This is a genomic window from Kosakonia sp. SOY2 (assembly GCF_027109175.1).
Classification (GTDB): Bacteria; Pseudomonadota; Gammaproteobacteria; order Enterobacterales; family Enterobacteriaceae; genus Kosakonia.
In genome coordinates this window covers 2,187,507-2,201,465 of record NZ_JAPVXH010000001.1, presented here as the reverse complement: position 1 = coordinate 2,201,465, position 13,959 = coordinate 2,187,507, and the positions used below count along the sequence as shown (strand labels likewise).

General features: G+C 52.9%; 10 protein-coding genes and 7 tRNA genes. 4 read left to right on the top strand and 13 right to left on the bottom strand.

Annotated elements, in window-relative coordinates:
* Positions 1–103 precede the first annotated feature (103 nt).
* Positions 104–1,279, top strand: coding sequence for a 3-demethoxyubiquinol 3-hydroxylase (gene ubiF, locus O3S68_RS10470; RefSeq protein ID WP_269231439.1), 1,176 nt, complete (start codon positions 104–106; stop codon positions 1,277–1,279).
* 29 nt (positions 1,280–1,308) lie between these two features.
* Here the strand turns inward: ubiF and O3S68_RS10465 are convergent, their stop codons facing one another.
* The 13 genes from O3S68_RS10465 to nagB form a co-directional block, all read right to left on the bottom strand.
* On the bottom strand, positions 1,309–1,896 hold the full coding sequence (locus O3S68_RS10465) for a hypothetical protein (protein WP_269231438.1): 588 nt from the start codon (positions 1,894–1,896) through the stop codon (positions 1,309–1,311).
* A gap of 119 nt (positions 1,897–2,015) precedes the next feature.
* Positions 2,016–2,090 (bottom strand) — tRNA-Gln (locus O3S68_RS10460).
* Positions 2,091–2,123: 33 nt separating this feature from the next.
* Positions 2,124–2,198, bottom strand: a tRNA-Gln gene (locus tag O3S68_RS10455).
* A 45-nt stretch (positions 2,199–2,243) separates the two neighbouring features.
* A tRNA-Met gene (locus O3S68_RS10450) sits at positions 2,244–2,320 on the bottom strand.
* Between the two features lie 28 nt (positions 2,321–2,348).
* Positions 2,349–2,423: transfer RNA gene (locus O3S68_RS10445), tRNA-Gln, on the bottom strand.
* Between the two features lie 35 nt (positions 2,424–2,458).
* Positions 2,459–2,533, bottom strand: a tRNA-Gln gene (locus tag O3S68_RS10440).
* A gap of 23 nt (positions 2,534–2,556) precedes the next feature.
* Positions 2,557–2,641, bottom strand: a tRNA-Leu gene (locus O3S68_RS10435).
* 8 nt (positions 2,642–2,649) lie between these two features.
* Positions 2,650–2,726, bottom strand: a tRNA-Met gene (locus tag O3S68_RS10430).
* Between the two features lie 218 nt (positions 2,727–2,944).
* Positions 2,945–4,609, bottom strand: coding sequence for an asparagine synthase B (gene asnB / locus O3S68_RS10425; protein ID WP_017455907.1), 1,665 nt, complete (start codon positions 4,607–4,609; stop codon positions 2,945–2,947).
* Between the two features lie 256 nt (positions 4,610–4,865).
* A complete protein-coding gene (locus O3S68_RS10420; protein WP_020457025.1) occupies positions 4,866–5,618 on the bottom strand; it encodes an HAD-IIA family hydrolase in 753 nt (250 codons plus the stop codon).
* A 42-nt stretch (positions 5,619–5,660) separates the two neighbouring features.
* Positions 5,661–6,881, bottom strand: coding sequence for a DNA-binding transcriptional regulator NagC (gene nagC / locus O3S68_RS10415; RefSeq protein ID WP_269231437.1), 1,221 nt, complete (start codon positions 6,879–6,881; stop codon positions 5,661–5,663).
* A gap of 9 nt (positions 6,882–6,890) precedes the next feature.
* A complete protein-coding gene (gene nagA / locus O3S68_RS10410; RefSeq protein WP_045509002.1) occupies positions 6,891–8,039 on the bottom strand; it encodes an N-acetylglucosamine-6-phosphate deacetylase in 1,149 nt (382 codons plus the stop codon).
* Between the two features lie 63 nt (positions 8,040–8,102).
* Positions 8,103–8,903 (bottom strand): glucosamine-6-phosphate deaminase, encoded by an 801-nt coding sequence (gene nagB, locus O3S68_RS10405; RefSeq protein ID WP_017455911.1) that lies wholly within the window; start codon positions 8,901–8,903, stop codon positions 8,103–8,105.
* Positions 8,904–9,234: 331 nt separating this feature from the next.
* Here nagB and nagE point away from each other — a divergent pair, with 331 nt between their 5' ends.
* From nagE to glnS, 3 genes are all read left to right on the top strand, one after another.
* Positions 9,235–11,253 (top strand): N-acetylglucosamine-specific PTS transporter subunit IIBC, encoded by a 2,019-nt coding sequence (gene nagE, locus O3S68_RS10400; protein WP_269231436.1) that lies wholly within the window; start codon positions 9,235–9,237, stop codon positions 11,251–11,253.
* Positions 11,254–11,367: 114 nt separating this feature from the next.
* The gene (locus O3S68_RS10395) at positions 11,368–11,799 is read left to right on the top strand and encodes a membrane lipoprotein lipid attachment site-containing protein (RefSeq protein ID WP_097407161.1); all 432 of its coding nucleotides are present in this window, start codon (positions 11,368–11,370) and stop codon (positions 11,797–11,799) included.
* A gap of 83 nt (positions 11,800–11,882) precedes the next feature.
* Complete coding sequence (glnS, locus tag O3S68_RS10390; protein ID WP_020457030.1) at positions 11,883–13,550, top strand: glutamine--tRNA ligase; 1,668 nt, start codon at positions 11,883–11,885, stop codon at positions 13,548–13,550.
* Positions 13,551–13,959 lie beyond the last annotated feature (409 nt).

The window sequence follows — 13,959 nt, the reverse complement described above, 5'->3', positions numbered from 1 at the left end:
ATTGTAATGCTTTGGTCGCGTGCTGACCAGTATGACGGTTGTCAGCCTCAAGGGGTAAAAAATCCGGTAAACTTAACGGATTCTCGTTGAAGGACAAGTAGCCATGACAAATCAATCCACTGAAGTTGCCATCGTTGGCGGCGGAATGGTCGGCGGAGCGCTGGCGCTGGGGCTGGCGCAACATGGTTTTGCCGTGACCGTGATTGAAAAACAGGAACCCGCGGCGTTTGATGCAACGTTACCGCCGGACGTACGTATTTCGGCAATCAGTGCCGCATCGGTGGCGTTACTCCGCGGACTGGGCGTCTGGGAGAGCATTCAGGCCATGCGCTGTCACCCTTATCGGCAACTGGAAACCTGGGAGTGGGAAAATGCGCATGTGCTGTTCGACGCTCGCGAGCTGAAGTTGCCGCTGCTCGGTTACATGGTGGAAAACACGGTGCTCCAGCGTGCGCTGTGGGAGGCGTTACAGGCGCACCCGCAGGTAACGCTACTTACGGCGAAAGAATTAACCGCGCTGCATGCGCACGATGCGCATCAGCAATTAACGTTTGCGGATGGTGATACGTTAACCGCGAAACTGGTGGTAGGGGCCGATGGCGCGAATTCCTGGGTACGGCAAGCGGCGGGAATTGGCATTCACGCCTGGCAGTATCAACAATCCTGCATGTTGATCACCGTTCAGTGCGAACACGAAGCGGGTGACAGCACCTGGCAACATTTCACGCCTGCTGGTCCGCATGCCTTTTTACCGCTGTTTGATAACTGGGCATCGCTGGTGTGGTATGACAGCCCGGCGCGTATTCGTCAGTTGCAGACATTAACGATGGCGCAACTGGAGCAGGAGATTGCCCGACATTTCCCGGCGCGCTTAGGTGCCGTTAAACCGGTTGCTGCGGCCTCTTTTCCGCTGACTCGCCGCCATGCGCTGCAGTATGTCAGGCCGGGGCTGGCGCTGGTGGGCGACGCAGCGCATACCATTCATCCGTTGGCCGGGCAGGGCGTTAATCTGGGGTATCGCGATGTGGATGCGCTGCTGGATGTATTGACCAGCGCGCGTACGCAGGCGGAAGCCTGGGCCAGCCATGCGGTGTTGAAGCGTTATCAGACGCGACGTATGGCGGATAACTTTATTATGCAAAGCGGGATGGATCTGTTTTACGCCGGGTTCAGTAACACCCTCGGTCCGGTGCGGCTGCTGCGCAATATCGGTCTGATGGCGGCGGATCGCGCCGGTGTGCTGAAACGGCAGGCGCTGAAGTACGCATTAGGATTATAAAAGGTCTGCGGGCGCAGCGCCCGCAGTACTCACATAATGGCCAATAACTTATCCAGTGCTGTGCGCGCGCCTTTTTTGTCGATAAAAAAGGCCTGATACCCGTCAATCCCTTCAAGCTGTTGCAGCGCCCATTCGCCACTGTGCATTTTGCGCAGCAACAGCACTGTGCGGTAAAGCGGCACCAGCAGAATAATCAGCGCCACGAAGGCTGCCGCCCCATAGCCAGGGGAGAGCGGGTTTGCGCTGGCCTGTTGCACCAGTAGCGCGACAGACGCAACTTGCAGCACGAGCCTGGCGAGCAGTGTCCGCATACAGAATTGCTGCAGGCGCTGTGGCGTAGAGAAGCAGGGATTTTTCAGCGATGAGCGTGTTTCCTGCACCGGAATGCCCTGCACATACACCGTCCAGTGAGTTGTCTCCTTCAGCAGCAGGGCCTGGCCGCTTTCGCTCAGCGTATGCAGACGCATGGATATGACGACCGGGAAGATCAACCCCATACAGAGGCCATAAAAGATCGGCGCGGAGAGGCCCATAAAAGCAAGACCGAAACCGGTCACCACAAAGAGTACATACAGCGGGGCATAAATTAATAGGGCAGTGTTTTGATAGTTCATCATGCTGGCTCAGAGGAGAGAGGCGGATAAATTACCATACGGTTTATGCAGTGATTAACTACCAACATCCGTGGATGTGCAGAAAACAAAAAAGCCCGCCGAAGCGAGCTTTTTTGTTTTGTTGGCTGGGGTACGAGGATTCGAACCTCGGAATGGTGGAATCAGAATCCACTGCCTTACCGCTTGGCGATACCCCAAAAGTGCGTTCGCGAAAGCAAACGTCTTTGAGATGGCTGGGGTACGAGGATTCGAACCTCGGGATGGTGGAATCAGAATCCACTGCCTTACCGCTTGGCGATACCCCAACAAATCTTTTTCAGGTTTAACGTCTTAACATTAGACCTTAAATATGGTGGCTACGACGGGAATCGAACCTGTGACCCCAGCATTATGAGTGCTGTGCTCTAACCAGCTGAGCTACGTAGCCAAGTTTTACTGCTTTCCCAGTCATCGACTGGCTGGGGTACCTGGATTCGAACCAGGGAATGCCGGTATCAAAAACCGGTGCCTTACCGCTTGGCGATACCCCAACGACTAGTGCGTTTCGCAGGAGTCGAAGAAGAGATGGCTGGGGTACCTGGATTCGAACCAGGGAATGCCGGTATCAAAAACCGGTGCCTTACCGCTTGGCGATACCCCATCCGTGCAACGCTTACCTGGGAATGGTGCGGGAGGCGAGACTTGAACTCGCACACCTTGCGGCGCCAGAACCTAAATCTGGTGCGTCTACCAATTTCGCCACTCCCGCAAAAAAGATGGTGGCTACGACGGGAATCGAACCTGTGACCCCAGCATTATGAGTGCTGTGCTCTAACCAGCTGAGCTACGTAGCCATCTTTTTTCGCGTTACCTTATCGGCGTTGCGGGGCGCATTATGCGTATTGGGCCTTACAGCGTCAATACCTTTTTCATCGAAAATTGCCGGAATGTGACTGTTTGGTTAGGTTGCGAACAGCATGACGCTTTATTGGGCGAAAATTGATTTTATTCATTAAATCAGCGCACAAAAAACAACAGGCCCCGCAGGGCCTGTAAGAATAACCATTACTTATTAATAAGCTGACTGGTGAATACCAACCGCGCGACCTGACGGATCGTTCATGGTTTTGAAAGCTTCGTCCCATTCAAACGCTTTTGCGGAAGAACAAGCAACGGACGGGCCGCCGGGAACACATTCCGCCGCGCTTGCCAGCGGGAACAGCTCTTCAAAAATTTCGCGGTACAGATACGCTTCTTTCGATGCTGGCGTGTTGTACGGGAAACGGTAGCTGGCCGTTGCCAGTTGTTGATCCGTAACCTGCTGCGCCGCAACTTCTTTCAGCGTATCGATCCAGCTATAACCCACGCCGTCGGAGAACTGCTCTTTCTGGCGCCATGCCACGCTTGCCGGCAGGTAGGACTCAAAACATTCGCGCAGAATGTGTTTCTCCATTTTGCCGTTGCTGCCGCACATTTTGTCTTCCGGGTTGATACGCATCGCCACGTCGAGGAATTTTTTATCCAGGAACGGTACACGCGCCTCCACGCCCCAGGCGGACATCGCTTTGTTTGCACGGGCGCAGTCAAACATATGCAGGGCCTGCAGTTTACGCACGGTTTCTTCGTGCAGTTCTTTAGCATCCGGCGCTTTATGGAAATAGAGATAACCGCCAAACACTTCATCGGAACCTTCGCCGGAGAGCACCATTTTGATGCCCATCGCTTTGATTTTACGCGACATCAGATACATCGGCGTCGAGGCACGAATCGTCGTCACGTCATAGGTTTCGATGTGGTAAATCACATCGCGAATCGCATCCAGTCCTTCCTGCACGGTGAAATGAATTTCATGGTGCACGGTGCCAAGATGGTTGGCGACTTCCTGCGCCGCTTTCAGATCCGGCGCGCCTTTCAGACCCACGGCGAAGGAGTGCAGTTGCGGCCACCAGGCTTCTGATTTCTCCTGATCTTCAACGCGACGGGCTGCGAATTTCTTGGTGATCGCGGAAATGACCGAAGAATCCAGACCACCCGAAAGCAGCACGCCGTACGGCACATCGGACATCAGGTGGCTTTTCACTGCGTCTTCCAGCGCCTGGCGCAGTTCCGCTTTGTCGGTCACGTTGTCTTTTACTGCATCGTAGTCAAACCAGTCGCGCTGATAATAAGAGCGGATTTCACCGTCTTTGCTCCACAGGTAGCTGCCTGCCGGGAACTCTTTAATGGTGCGGCAAACCGGCACCAGCGCTTTCATTTCTGACGCCACGTACAGGTTGCCGTGTTCGTCGTGCCCCATATACAGCGGGATAATGCCGATATGGTCGCGGCCAATCAGGTAAGCATCTTTTTCACTGTCGTACAGGGCGAAAGCGAACATACCTTGCAAGTCGTCGAGGAATTCCGGCCCTTTTTCCTGATACAGCGCGAGGATCACTTCACAGTCAGAACCGGTCTGGAATGCGTAACGGTCGCCATATTCTGCGCGCAGCGCCTGGTGGTTATAAATTTCACCGTTCACTGCCAGCGCATGTGTTTTCTTCTCGTTGTAGAGCGGCTGTGCCCCGGCGTTAACGTCAACAATAGACAGACGTTCATGCGCCAGAATGGCTTTATCACTTGCATAAACACCGGACCAGTCCGGGCCGCGGTGGCGCATCAGTCGGGATAATTCCAGCGCTTTTTTACGTAATTCGACTGCGTCGGTTTTAATATCCAGTACGCCAAAAATTGAACACATAGACTTCTCCGTTAACCTTGAGTGCAAAGCTGTAATGTTGTGTGCTTGCAGTCAAAATGCCGCAAAAACGGGGCAGCGCGCAAGCCTTTTACCGCGCTGAAAGTAAAAAGTGCAATGATGATTATTGAATGCTGAAAAAAGAGTATGCATAAGACTCTGTTATTGATGAATCGGCAAAATAATGCGCTTTTTATTGAATGGTGTTCTTTTTGACAGCGGTGAAAATAAAAAAACACGCCCGAAGACGTGGTGAAGTTTATATAACGTCGATTTCCGCGACCGAGGGGTAAATCCACGACGGGCGAAACGGCATGCTGTCGATATCATCGATGCGCGACACGCCAGAGAGTACCAGGATGGTTTCAAGCCCGGCCTGGAAGCCCGCCAGGATATCGGTGCGCAGGTTATCGCCCACAATCACCGTCTGTTCGGAATGCGCCTGCATAGTGTTGAGTGCCGCACGGATAATCCACGGGCTGGGTTTGCCGACATAGAAAGGTTTGCGGCCGGAAATTTTTTCAATACCTGCACACAGCGCACCGCAGGCTGGGTAGTATCCACGACCGTGGGTGTCAGGGTTGGTGGCGATAAAGCGCGCGCCGTTCGCCACGAAGAACGCTGCTTTATGCATCATTTCCCAGTTATAGGAGCGGGTCTCGCCAACGATGACAAAATCCGGGTTGATATCGGTAATGGTAAAACCAGCTTTGTAAAGCTCGTGGATCAGTGCGCCTTCGCCCACCACATAGGCTTTTTTCCCTTCCTGGCGTTTAAGAAAATCAGCGGTCGCCATCGCCGAGGTATAAAAGACGCTGGCAGGCACATCAATCCCCGCGGAGACAAAGCGGTTCGCCAGATCCTGGCCCGTTTGCGAAGGGTAGTTGGTCAGTAATACCAGCGGCATGCCTTTTTCAAGGATGCGGGAGATAAACTCCGCAGCACCCGGTACGGCAACGTTGTCGTGCATCAGCACGCCGTCAATATCACAGATTACATTCTGAATGGTCATGGACTGTCCGGATAAAAAAATAAGTATTAACGATAGACGCTGTTAGTTTTCCAGCAAACGTTGCAGCAGCAGACCGTTCAACATAGAGCGTTTTACCAGCGCAAACGCGCCGATCGCCGAGCGGTGATCCAGCGCGGAAGGCACCACCGGCAAGTTTTTGCGAAACGCTTTTAACGCCTGAGTGTTAATGCACGCCTCAATGGCCGGGAGCAGCACTTTTTCTGCTTCAACAATTTCCCCGGCGATCACCACTTTCTGCGGGTTAAACAGGTTAATGGCAATGGCGATGGTTTTACCCAAATGGCGACCAACATATTCAATCACTTCACAGGCCAGCGCATCGCCTTTGTTGGCGGCTTTGCAGATGGTTTTGATAGAGCAATCTTCCAGCGTCAGGCGGCTCTGGTAGCCCTGTTCCAGCAGGTGACGAACGCGGTGTTCTATTGCGGCATTGGCGGCGATAGTTTCCAGACAGCCAAAATTGCCGCAGTGGCAGCGTTCGCCCAGTGGCTCGACTTGCACGTGTCCAATTTCGCCGACGTTGCCGTTACGACCGATAAAAATGCGCCCGTTAGAGATAATCCCGGCGCCCGTCCCGCGGTGCACGCGCACCAGAATGGAGTCTTCACAATCCTGGCTTGCCCCAAAATAGTGCTCGGCCAGCGCCAGACTGCGAATGTCATGCCCGACAAAACAGGTCAATTTGAAACGTTCTTCAAGGGCTTCCACCAGCGCCCAGTTTTCAACCTGAATATGCGGCATATAGCGAATCACACCGCTTTCCGGGTCTACCAGGCCCGGCAGAATAACGGAAATCGCGATCAGTTCGCGGATCTTACGCTGGCTGGTTTCAATAAAGTGGCTGATGGTATTGAGCAGCGCGTGTTCCAGCGTTTCCTGGGTACGTTCGGGAAGCGGATAATGCTCTTCCGCCAGCACTTTGCTGCTTAAATCGTACAAGGTCAGGGTGGTGTCGTAACGCCCGAGGCGCACGCCGATAGCCTGGAAACTGCGGGTTTCGGTAACAATGGAGATAGCGCGGCGGCCCCCGGTGGAGGCCTGCTGATCGACTTCTTTGATCAGCCCGCGTTCGATGAGCTGGCGCGTGATTTTTGTCACGCTGGCGGGAGCAAGCTGGCTTTGTTCGGCAATCTGAATGCGCGAAATGGGGCCGTGTTGGTCAATCAGGCGGTAAACCGCCGCGCTGTTAAGCTGCTTTACGAGGTCAACGTTACCGATTTGAGCTTGTCCGCCTGATGTCATACCGTCTCTTTATGCAGTGACGACCTCGTTGCCATTAACGATGGTCTTGATGATTTTATAATCGCGCGTGAACGCCGTCAGGTTCGCCACTTTCCCCGCGGCGAGACTTCCCAGCTTTTCGTCAACGCCAATGGCGCGAGCGGGGTAGAGGGTTGCCATACGCAGCGCTTCATCCAGCGCAATGCCGACATGCTCCACCAGATTTCGCACCCCTTCGATCATCGTCAGGGAGGAACCGCTCAGCGTTCCGTTTTCGTCCACGCACAGTCCATTACGGTAGTATATTGTTTTGCCAGCAAAAATGAACTGCTCAATATTCGCGCCTGCTGGCGCTGTCGCGTCAGTTACCAGGCAAAGTTTGTCGCCTTTCAATCGCTTAGCATTACGGATATTAACGTAATCGACATGCAGGCCATCTGCAATCACGCCGCAGTAAACGTCTGTGTCATCAAGCACTGCGCCTGCCAGACCGGGTTCACGGCCGGTAATGTACGGCATGGCATTATATAAATGTGTGGCAAACGTGATCCCGGCGCGGAAACCGGCTTTTGCTTCTTTTAACGTTGCATTGGAGTGACCGGCAGAAACCACAATGCCCGCGTCAGCTAACTGGCGAATCACCTCGGTGCCCGCCATTTCCGGGGCCAGCGTTACTTTGGTGATCACATCGGCGTTCTGGCACAGGAAGTCGACTAACGCCGGATCCGGTTTACGCACGAATTCCGGGTTGTGCGTGCCTTTTTTAACAATATTCAGCCACGGCCCTTCCAGATGAAGGCCCAGCGCCTGATTCGGGTATTTAGCCAGGTAATCGCGCATTACCTGCACGCCCTGTTTCATTAATTCATCGCTGGTGGTAATCAGCGTCGGCAGGTAGCTGGTGCAGCCGGATTTCTCATTCGCCTGCTGCATGATTTCCAGCGTTTTTACGCTAACGGCTTCTGCGGTGTCGTTAAACTGTACGCCGCCACAGCCGTTGAGCTGCACGTCGATAAAACCGGGGGCAAGGATGGCACCATTCAGCGAGCGTTGTTCAATTCCTGTTGGCAGCTCAGCCAGCGGACAAAGGCGTTCAATCAGACCATTGGCGATGACCAGCGCATGGTCATCCAGAATTTCATGGCCGGTGTAGATTCGGCCCTGGGTTAAAGCATACATAACGACCCCCGGTTAACTAGGTATACCGCTCCGCAGGATCCGCCTCGCGGAGCGGGAACTGACTTACAGACCTTTAATATTTTCCGCTTCTAACTCGTTGAAGTATTTCAACGTTTTCACTTTCAGCTCCATCGTGGACGGTTCGTCACAGACGATGACGGCTTTCGGGTGTAACTGCAGGCAACTGATGGTCCACATGTGGTTAACGTTGCCCTCAACAGCCGCCTGCAGCGCCTGCGCTTTCACGCCGCCGAGCACCAGGATCATCACCTCTTCCGCATCCAACAGCGTACCCACGCCAACGGTCAGTGCGTATTTCGGCACCTGATTAACGTCGCCGTCAAAGAAGCGAGAGTTCGCCACGCGAGTGTCATGGGTCAGGGTTTTAATACGGGTGCGCGAGGCCAGCGAAGACGCCGGTTCGTTAAACGCGATGTGCCCATCGTTGCCTACGCCACCCATAAACAGGTGAATTTTGCCGTAAGAGCGGATTTTTTCTTCATAACGGCGACATTCTGCGTCAATATCCGGCGCGTTGCCATCGAGCAGGTTAATATTTTCAGCCGGAATATCAACATGATCGAAGAAATTGCGGTGCATAAAGCTGTGGTAGCTTTCCGGGTGATCTTTCGGCAAGCCGACATACTCATCCATGTTAAAGGTGACAACATGCTGGAAACTAACCTGGCCTGCTTTGTGCATCTCAACTAACGCTTTGTACGCGGTGAGCGGAGTTCCACCGGTTGGTAAGCCGAGAATAAACGGACGGTCTGCGGTTGGTTTGAACGCGTTGATACGATTGACGATATGGCGGGCTGCCCATTTGCCGACTTGTTCAGCTGTCGCCAGGGGAATCAGTCTCATTGTTCACCTCTAAAGTTAAATGAAGAAAGTTGGCGGAATGCGTGCTAACTCAGCGTTAAGCGTAACCTGGTTCGCGCCAGAGAGAAGGGAGCAATCCGTCCTGATATTTTTAATCATAAAATAAGTTTTGCCTGTTTGCCAGTGATTGGGAGGGTGATTGACGATACTTAGTGATTTTAATCACAGAAAATACGCTTTTAATTTGCGAGGCGAATTAATTTTTCACACACTCTGTCAGGTAGTGAGAAAATAGCCGTGATTTCAGGGTTAGTGACACAATAAAAAACGACTGTTTCAGTGAGCTCTCATCGGGTTCATAGGGGGAATAAAAGTGAGTATTCTAGGTTATCTGCAAAAGATCGGCCGTGCGCTAATGGTGCCTGTCGCCACGCTGCCTGCGGCGGCAATTCTGATGGGTGTCGGGTACTGGATTGACCCGGTTGGCTGGGGTGGTCAAAACGCACTGGCGGCGTTTTTCATCCAGTCCGGCTCCGCCATTATCGATAACATGGGCGTGCTGTTCGCGGTGGGGGTCGCTTACGGTATGTCAAAAGACAAAGATGGTGCTGCGGCGCTGGCTGGCTTTGTCGGCTTCCTGGTTCTGACCACGCTCTGTTCACCGGCAGCAGTGGCAATGATCCAAAAAATCCCTGCGGATCAAGTTCCGGCCGCGTTTGGCAAAATCAAAAACCAGTTCGTCGGTATTCTGGTGGGGATTATTGCCGCTGAACTCTATAACCGCTTTAGCAGCGTTGAGCTGCCGAAAGCGCTCTCCTTCTTTAGCGGCCGCCGTCTGGTGCCGATCCTCACCTCGTTTGTGATGATCGTTGTTGCTTTCATCATGATGTATATCTGGCCGGTCGTGTTTAGCGGTCTGGTGGAATTTGGTGAGAGCATTCAGAAACTCGGCTCCGTTGGCGCTGGCGTTTACGCCTTCTTTAACCGCCTGTTAATTCCGGTCGGTTTGCACCACGCGCTCAACTCCGTGTTCTGGTTTGACGTAGCAGGTATTAACGATATTCCTAACTTCCTTGGTGGCGCGCAGTCTATTGAAGCCGGTAAAGCGGTGGTCGGTATCACTGGCCGTTACCAGGCAGGTTTCTTCCCGATCATGATGTTCGGCCTGCCGGGCGCGGCGCTGGCGATTTACCACTGCGCACGTCCGGAAAATAAAGCCAAAGTTCTGGGTATCATGATGGCGGGTGCGTTTGCCTCGTTCTTTACCGGTATCACTGAACCGTTGGAATTCTCCTTTATGTTCGTTGCGCCGGTACTGTATGTGATCCATGCAGTGCTGACTGGGATCTCCGTATTTATCGCCGCGAGCATGCACTGGATTGCCGGTTTCGGCTTCAGCGCCGGTCTGGTGGATATGGTGCTCTCCTCGCGTAACCCGCTGGCGACCCAGTGGTGGATGCTGATCCCGCAAGGTCTGGTGTTCTTCGTTATCTATTACGTGGTTTTCCGTTTCGCTATCACCAAGTTCAACATGCTGACTCCGGGTCGCGAACTGGCTGTTTCCGGCGACGAAGCGGATGGTCAGGATATGAATGTCAGCGGTAACACCGAGCAGGATGTGAGTGGCCTGGCACGTCAGTATATCGCCGCGATTGGGGGTTCTTCTAACCTGACTGGTATTGACGCCTGTATCACTCGTCTGCGTTTAACGGTGAAAGACTCTTCGCTGGTGAACGAATCCATGGCGAAACGTCTTGGCGCCTCAGGCGTTATTCGCCTGAACAAAACCGGCGTGCAGATTATCGTTGGTTTCGTGGCGGAAAAAATTGCCGACGCGATGAGAACGGCAGGTGATGTCCCGCCTGCAGGCAATGCTGCTCCGGCAGCGGCTCCGGCGGCATCGGTAAAGCCGCAGGCGGTACCGAACGCGACAACCATCGCTGAGTTGGTATCGCCTGTAACCGGTGAACTGGTGGCGCTGGATCAAGTGCCGGATGAAGCCTTTGCCAGCAAAGCTGTGGGTGATGGCGTGGCAGTGAAACCGACGGATAAAACCGTGGTTTCTCCGGCTGCGGGCACCATTGTGAAAATCTTCAACACTAACCATGCCTTCTGCCTGGAAACCGAGAAAGGTGCGGAAATCGTTGTCCATATGGGCATTGATACCGTGGCGCTGGGCGGCCAGGGCTTTACTCGCCTGGTTGAAGAAGGTGCGGAAGTGGTAGCGGGACAGCCGATCCTCGAAATGGATCTGGAATACCTCAACGCGAATGCCCGTTCAATGATTAGCCCGGTGGTGGTCAGCAATATCGACGACTTTAGCGGTCTGGTTATCAAGGCGCAGGGCGCGGTGGTTGCTGGTCAGACTCCGCTGTATGAAATTAAAGGCTAATAGCTCCTGAGTAAGCTTTCATGCCTTAAGCGGCGGGGGAATATCCTCCGCCGCTTTTTTTTGCCTTGCATTTAATCAGTGCCATACTGATGTCGCTTTTATCAAGGGGATGATATGAAAAGGATAATTAGCGCGTTCTTTATCGCACTGACGTTAAGCGGCTGTATTCCACGTTACGCCACGCTGCGTCCACACTATGAAGTGGATGTGCGTAATCCGGCCGGGGAACCGATCTCAACGGCAATGATGTGGGTCAGCACCGGGCGTTCACCGCCGGGGTACTATCCGCCACCGGAAGCGTTTCGAGCCGATCGGCAAGGGCATATCGACGTGGAGAAAAAATCCCAGTGGGAAAATATGATTTTCTTTTTGCACGGGACGAATTTCTACTCGTGGGGCTGGTGTATTGAAGCGCCGGGTTATGTTCCGCAAAACGGCGAGGGCGATGAGATAGCGAGCCCGGTCATCCTTAAACCGACCACGCAAGATTTACGCTGCCGACAAGCGCAGGACGTAGCTGAATACCTTTCTTCCGGGCATCAGTGATTTGTATAAGTAAAGGTTGTTTCCTGCGTCCTCTTATTAGATCATATGCCGTTATACGTTGTTTACGCCTTGAGGAACCTGTGATGAGTGAGGCAGAAGCCCGCCCGACTAACTTTATTCGCCAGATCATTGATGAAGATCTGGCCAGTGGTAAGCACACTACCGTCCATACCCGTTTTCCGCCGGAGCCAAATGGTTATTTGCACATTGGCCACGCGAAATCGATCTGCCTGAACTTTGGTATCGCCCAGGATTACCAGGGGCAGTGCAACCTGCGTTTCGATGACACAAACCCTGCAAAAGAAGACATCGAATACGTTGAATCTATTAAGAACGACGTGCAATGGTTGGGCTTTCACTGGTCTGGCGATATCTGCTACTCCTCGGATTATTTCGACAAGCTGTACGAATACGCGATCGAGCTTATCAACAAAGGCCTGGCCTACGTTGACGAGCTCTCCGCTGATGAGATCCGCGAATATCGCGGTACGCTGACGGCACCAGGTAAGAACAGCCCGTATCGCGATCGCAGCGTGGAAGAGAACCTGGCGCTGTTTGAAAAAATGCGCGCGGGTGGCTTCGAAGAGGGTAAAGCGTGCCTGCGTGCGAAGATCGATATGGCGTCGCCGTTTATCGTGATGCGCGATCCGGTGCTGTATCGCATTAAATTCGCCGAACATCACCAGACCGGTAACAAGTGGTGCATTTACCCGATGTACGACTTTACCCACTGCATCAGCGATGCGCTGGAAGGCATTACTCATTCACTGTGTACGCTGGAATTCCAGGATAACCGCCGTCTGTATGACTGGGTGCTGGATAACATCACCATTCCGGTTCACCCGCGCCAGTACGAGTTTTCGCGCCTGAATCTGGAATACACTGTGATGTCCAAGCGCAAGCTGAACCTGCTGGTTACTGACAAGCATGTTGAAGGCTGGGACGATCCGCGTATGCCGACCATCTCCGGTCTGCGCCGCCGTGGTTACACCGCAGGCTCTATCCGCGAATTCTGCAAACGTATCGGTGTCACCAAACAGGACAACACCATTGAGATGGCTTCTCTGGAGTCCTGCATCCGTGAAGATCTGAATGAAAACGCTCCGCGTGCAATGGCGGTTATCGATCCGGTGAAGCTGGTTATCGAAAATTATCCGCAGGGCAGCAGCGAAATCGTTAGCATGCCGAACCATCCGAATAAGCCGGAAATGGGCACACGTGACGTGCCGTTTAGCGGTGAAATCTGGATCGATCGCGCAGATTTCCGCGAAGAAGCCAACAAACAGTACAAGCGTCTGGTACTGGGTAAAGAGGTTCGTCTGCGTAACGCTTATGTCATCAAAGCAGAACGCGTGGAGAAAGATGCCGACGGCAACATCACCACTATTTTCTGTTCTTACGATGCGGATACGCTGAGCAAAGATCCGGCCGATGGTCGCAAAGTGAAAGGGGTTATTCACTGGGTGAGCGCACAGCATGCGCTGCCGGTCGAAATCCGCCTTTACGATCGTCTGTTCAGCGTCCCGAATCCGGGGGCGGCCGAAGATTTCCTGTCGACCATCAACCCGGAATCGCTGGTTATTAAGCAAGGCTACGCCGAACCGTCATTGAAAGAAGCAGAGGCGGGCAAAGCTTACCAGTTCGAACGTGAAGGCTATTTCTGCCTCGATAGCCGTCATGCAACCGCTTCCAAACCGGTGTTCAACCGCACAGTGGGTCTGCGCGATACCTGGGCGAAAATCGGCGACTGAGTAAGTCAACCAGAAACCATTGGGTTAAAGCGCCGCTTTCAGCGGCGCTTTTTTTTTGCTTATCCATTAGCTTGTTACACTTTATATACATTCGCGACGCGAATTAATGTATCTTCTCATTGATGCTTTTACTGAACAGATGGAAAGCATTTTTGTGGTTTTAAAAGTCGATTATAATGTGTAATCGCTATCAATTAGTATTAATCTCTTTGTTTTTCCGATTTTTATTGGTTGTTTTCCTGTTTTATGTAACATGTTTCAAAACACTACGGAATATGTGCTCTTCGTCATAATCCTGTCATTTTGCCGCTAAAAAACATTGATAATTCGCGTCGCGAAAAATAGTCTTAAGTCGGTAGTGAATTCGGGGGTTTTCGTAACTACCTAAACTATTTGACCTTTTTTCGTC

Bases quoted from the DNA above. Each gene is read 5' to 3' on its own strand.
- O3S68_RS10420 (WP_020457025.1), bottom strand. From the start codon at position 5,618: ATGACCATTCAGAATGTAATCTGTGATATTGACGGCGTGCTGATGCAC.
- asnB (WP_017455907.1), bottom strand. From the start codon at position 4,609: ATGTGTTCAATTTTTGGCGTACTGGATATTAAAACCGACGCAGTCGAA.
- O3S68_RS10465 (WP_269231438.1), bottom strand. From the start codon at position 1,896: ATGATGAACTATCAAAACACTGCCCTATTAATTTATGCCCCGCTGTAT.
- O3S68_RS10395 (WP_097407161.1), top strand. From the start codon at position 11,368: ATGAAAAGGATAATTAGCGCGTTCTTTATCGCACTGACGTTAAGCGGC.
- ubiF (WP_269231439.1), top strand. From the start codon at position 104: ATGACAAATCAATCCACTGAAGTTGCCATCGTTGGCGGCGGAATGGTC.
- nagB (WP_017455911.1), bottom strand. From the start codon at position 8,903: ATGAGACTGATTCCCCTGGCGACAGCTGAACAAGTCGGCAAATGGGCA.
- glnS (WP_020457030.1), top strand. From the start codon at position 11,883: ATGAGTGAGGCAGAAGCCCGCCCGACTAACTTTATTCGCCAGATCATT.
- nagC (WP_269231437.1), bottom strand. From the start codon at position 6,881: ATGACATCAGGCGGACAAGCTCAAATCGGTAACGTTGACCTCGTAAAG.
- nagA (WP_045509002.1), bottom strand. From the start codon at position 8,039: ATGTATGCTTTAACCCAGGGCCGAATCTACACCGGCCATGAAATTCTG.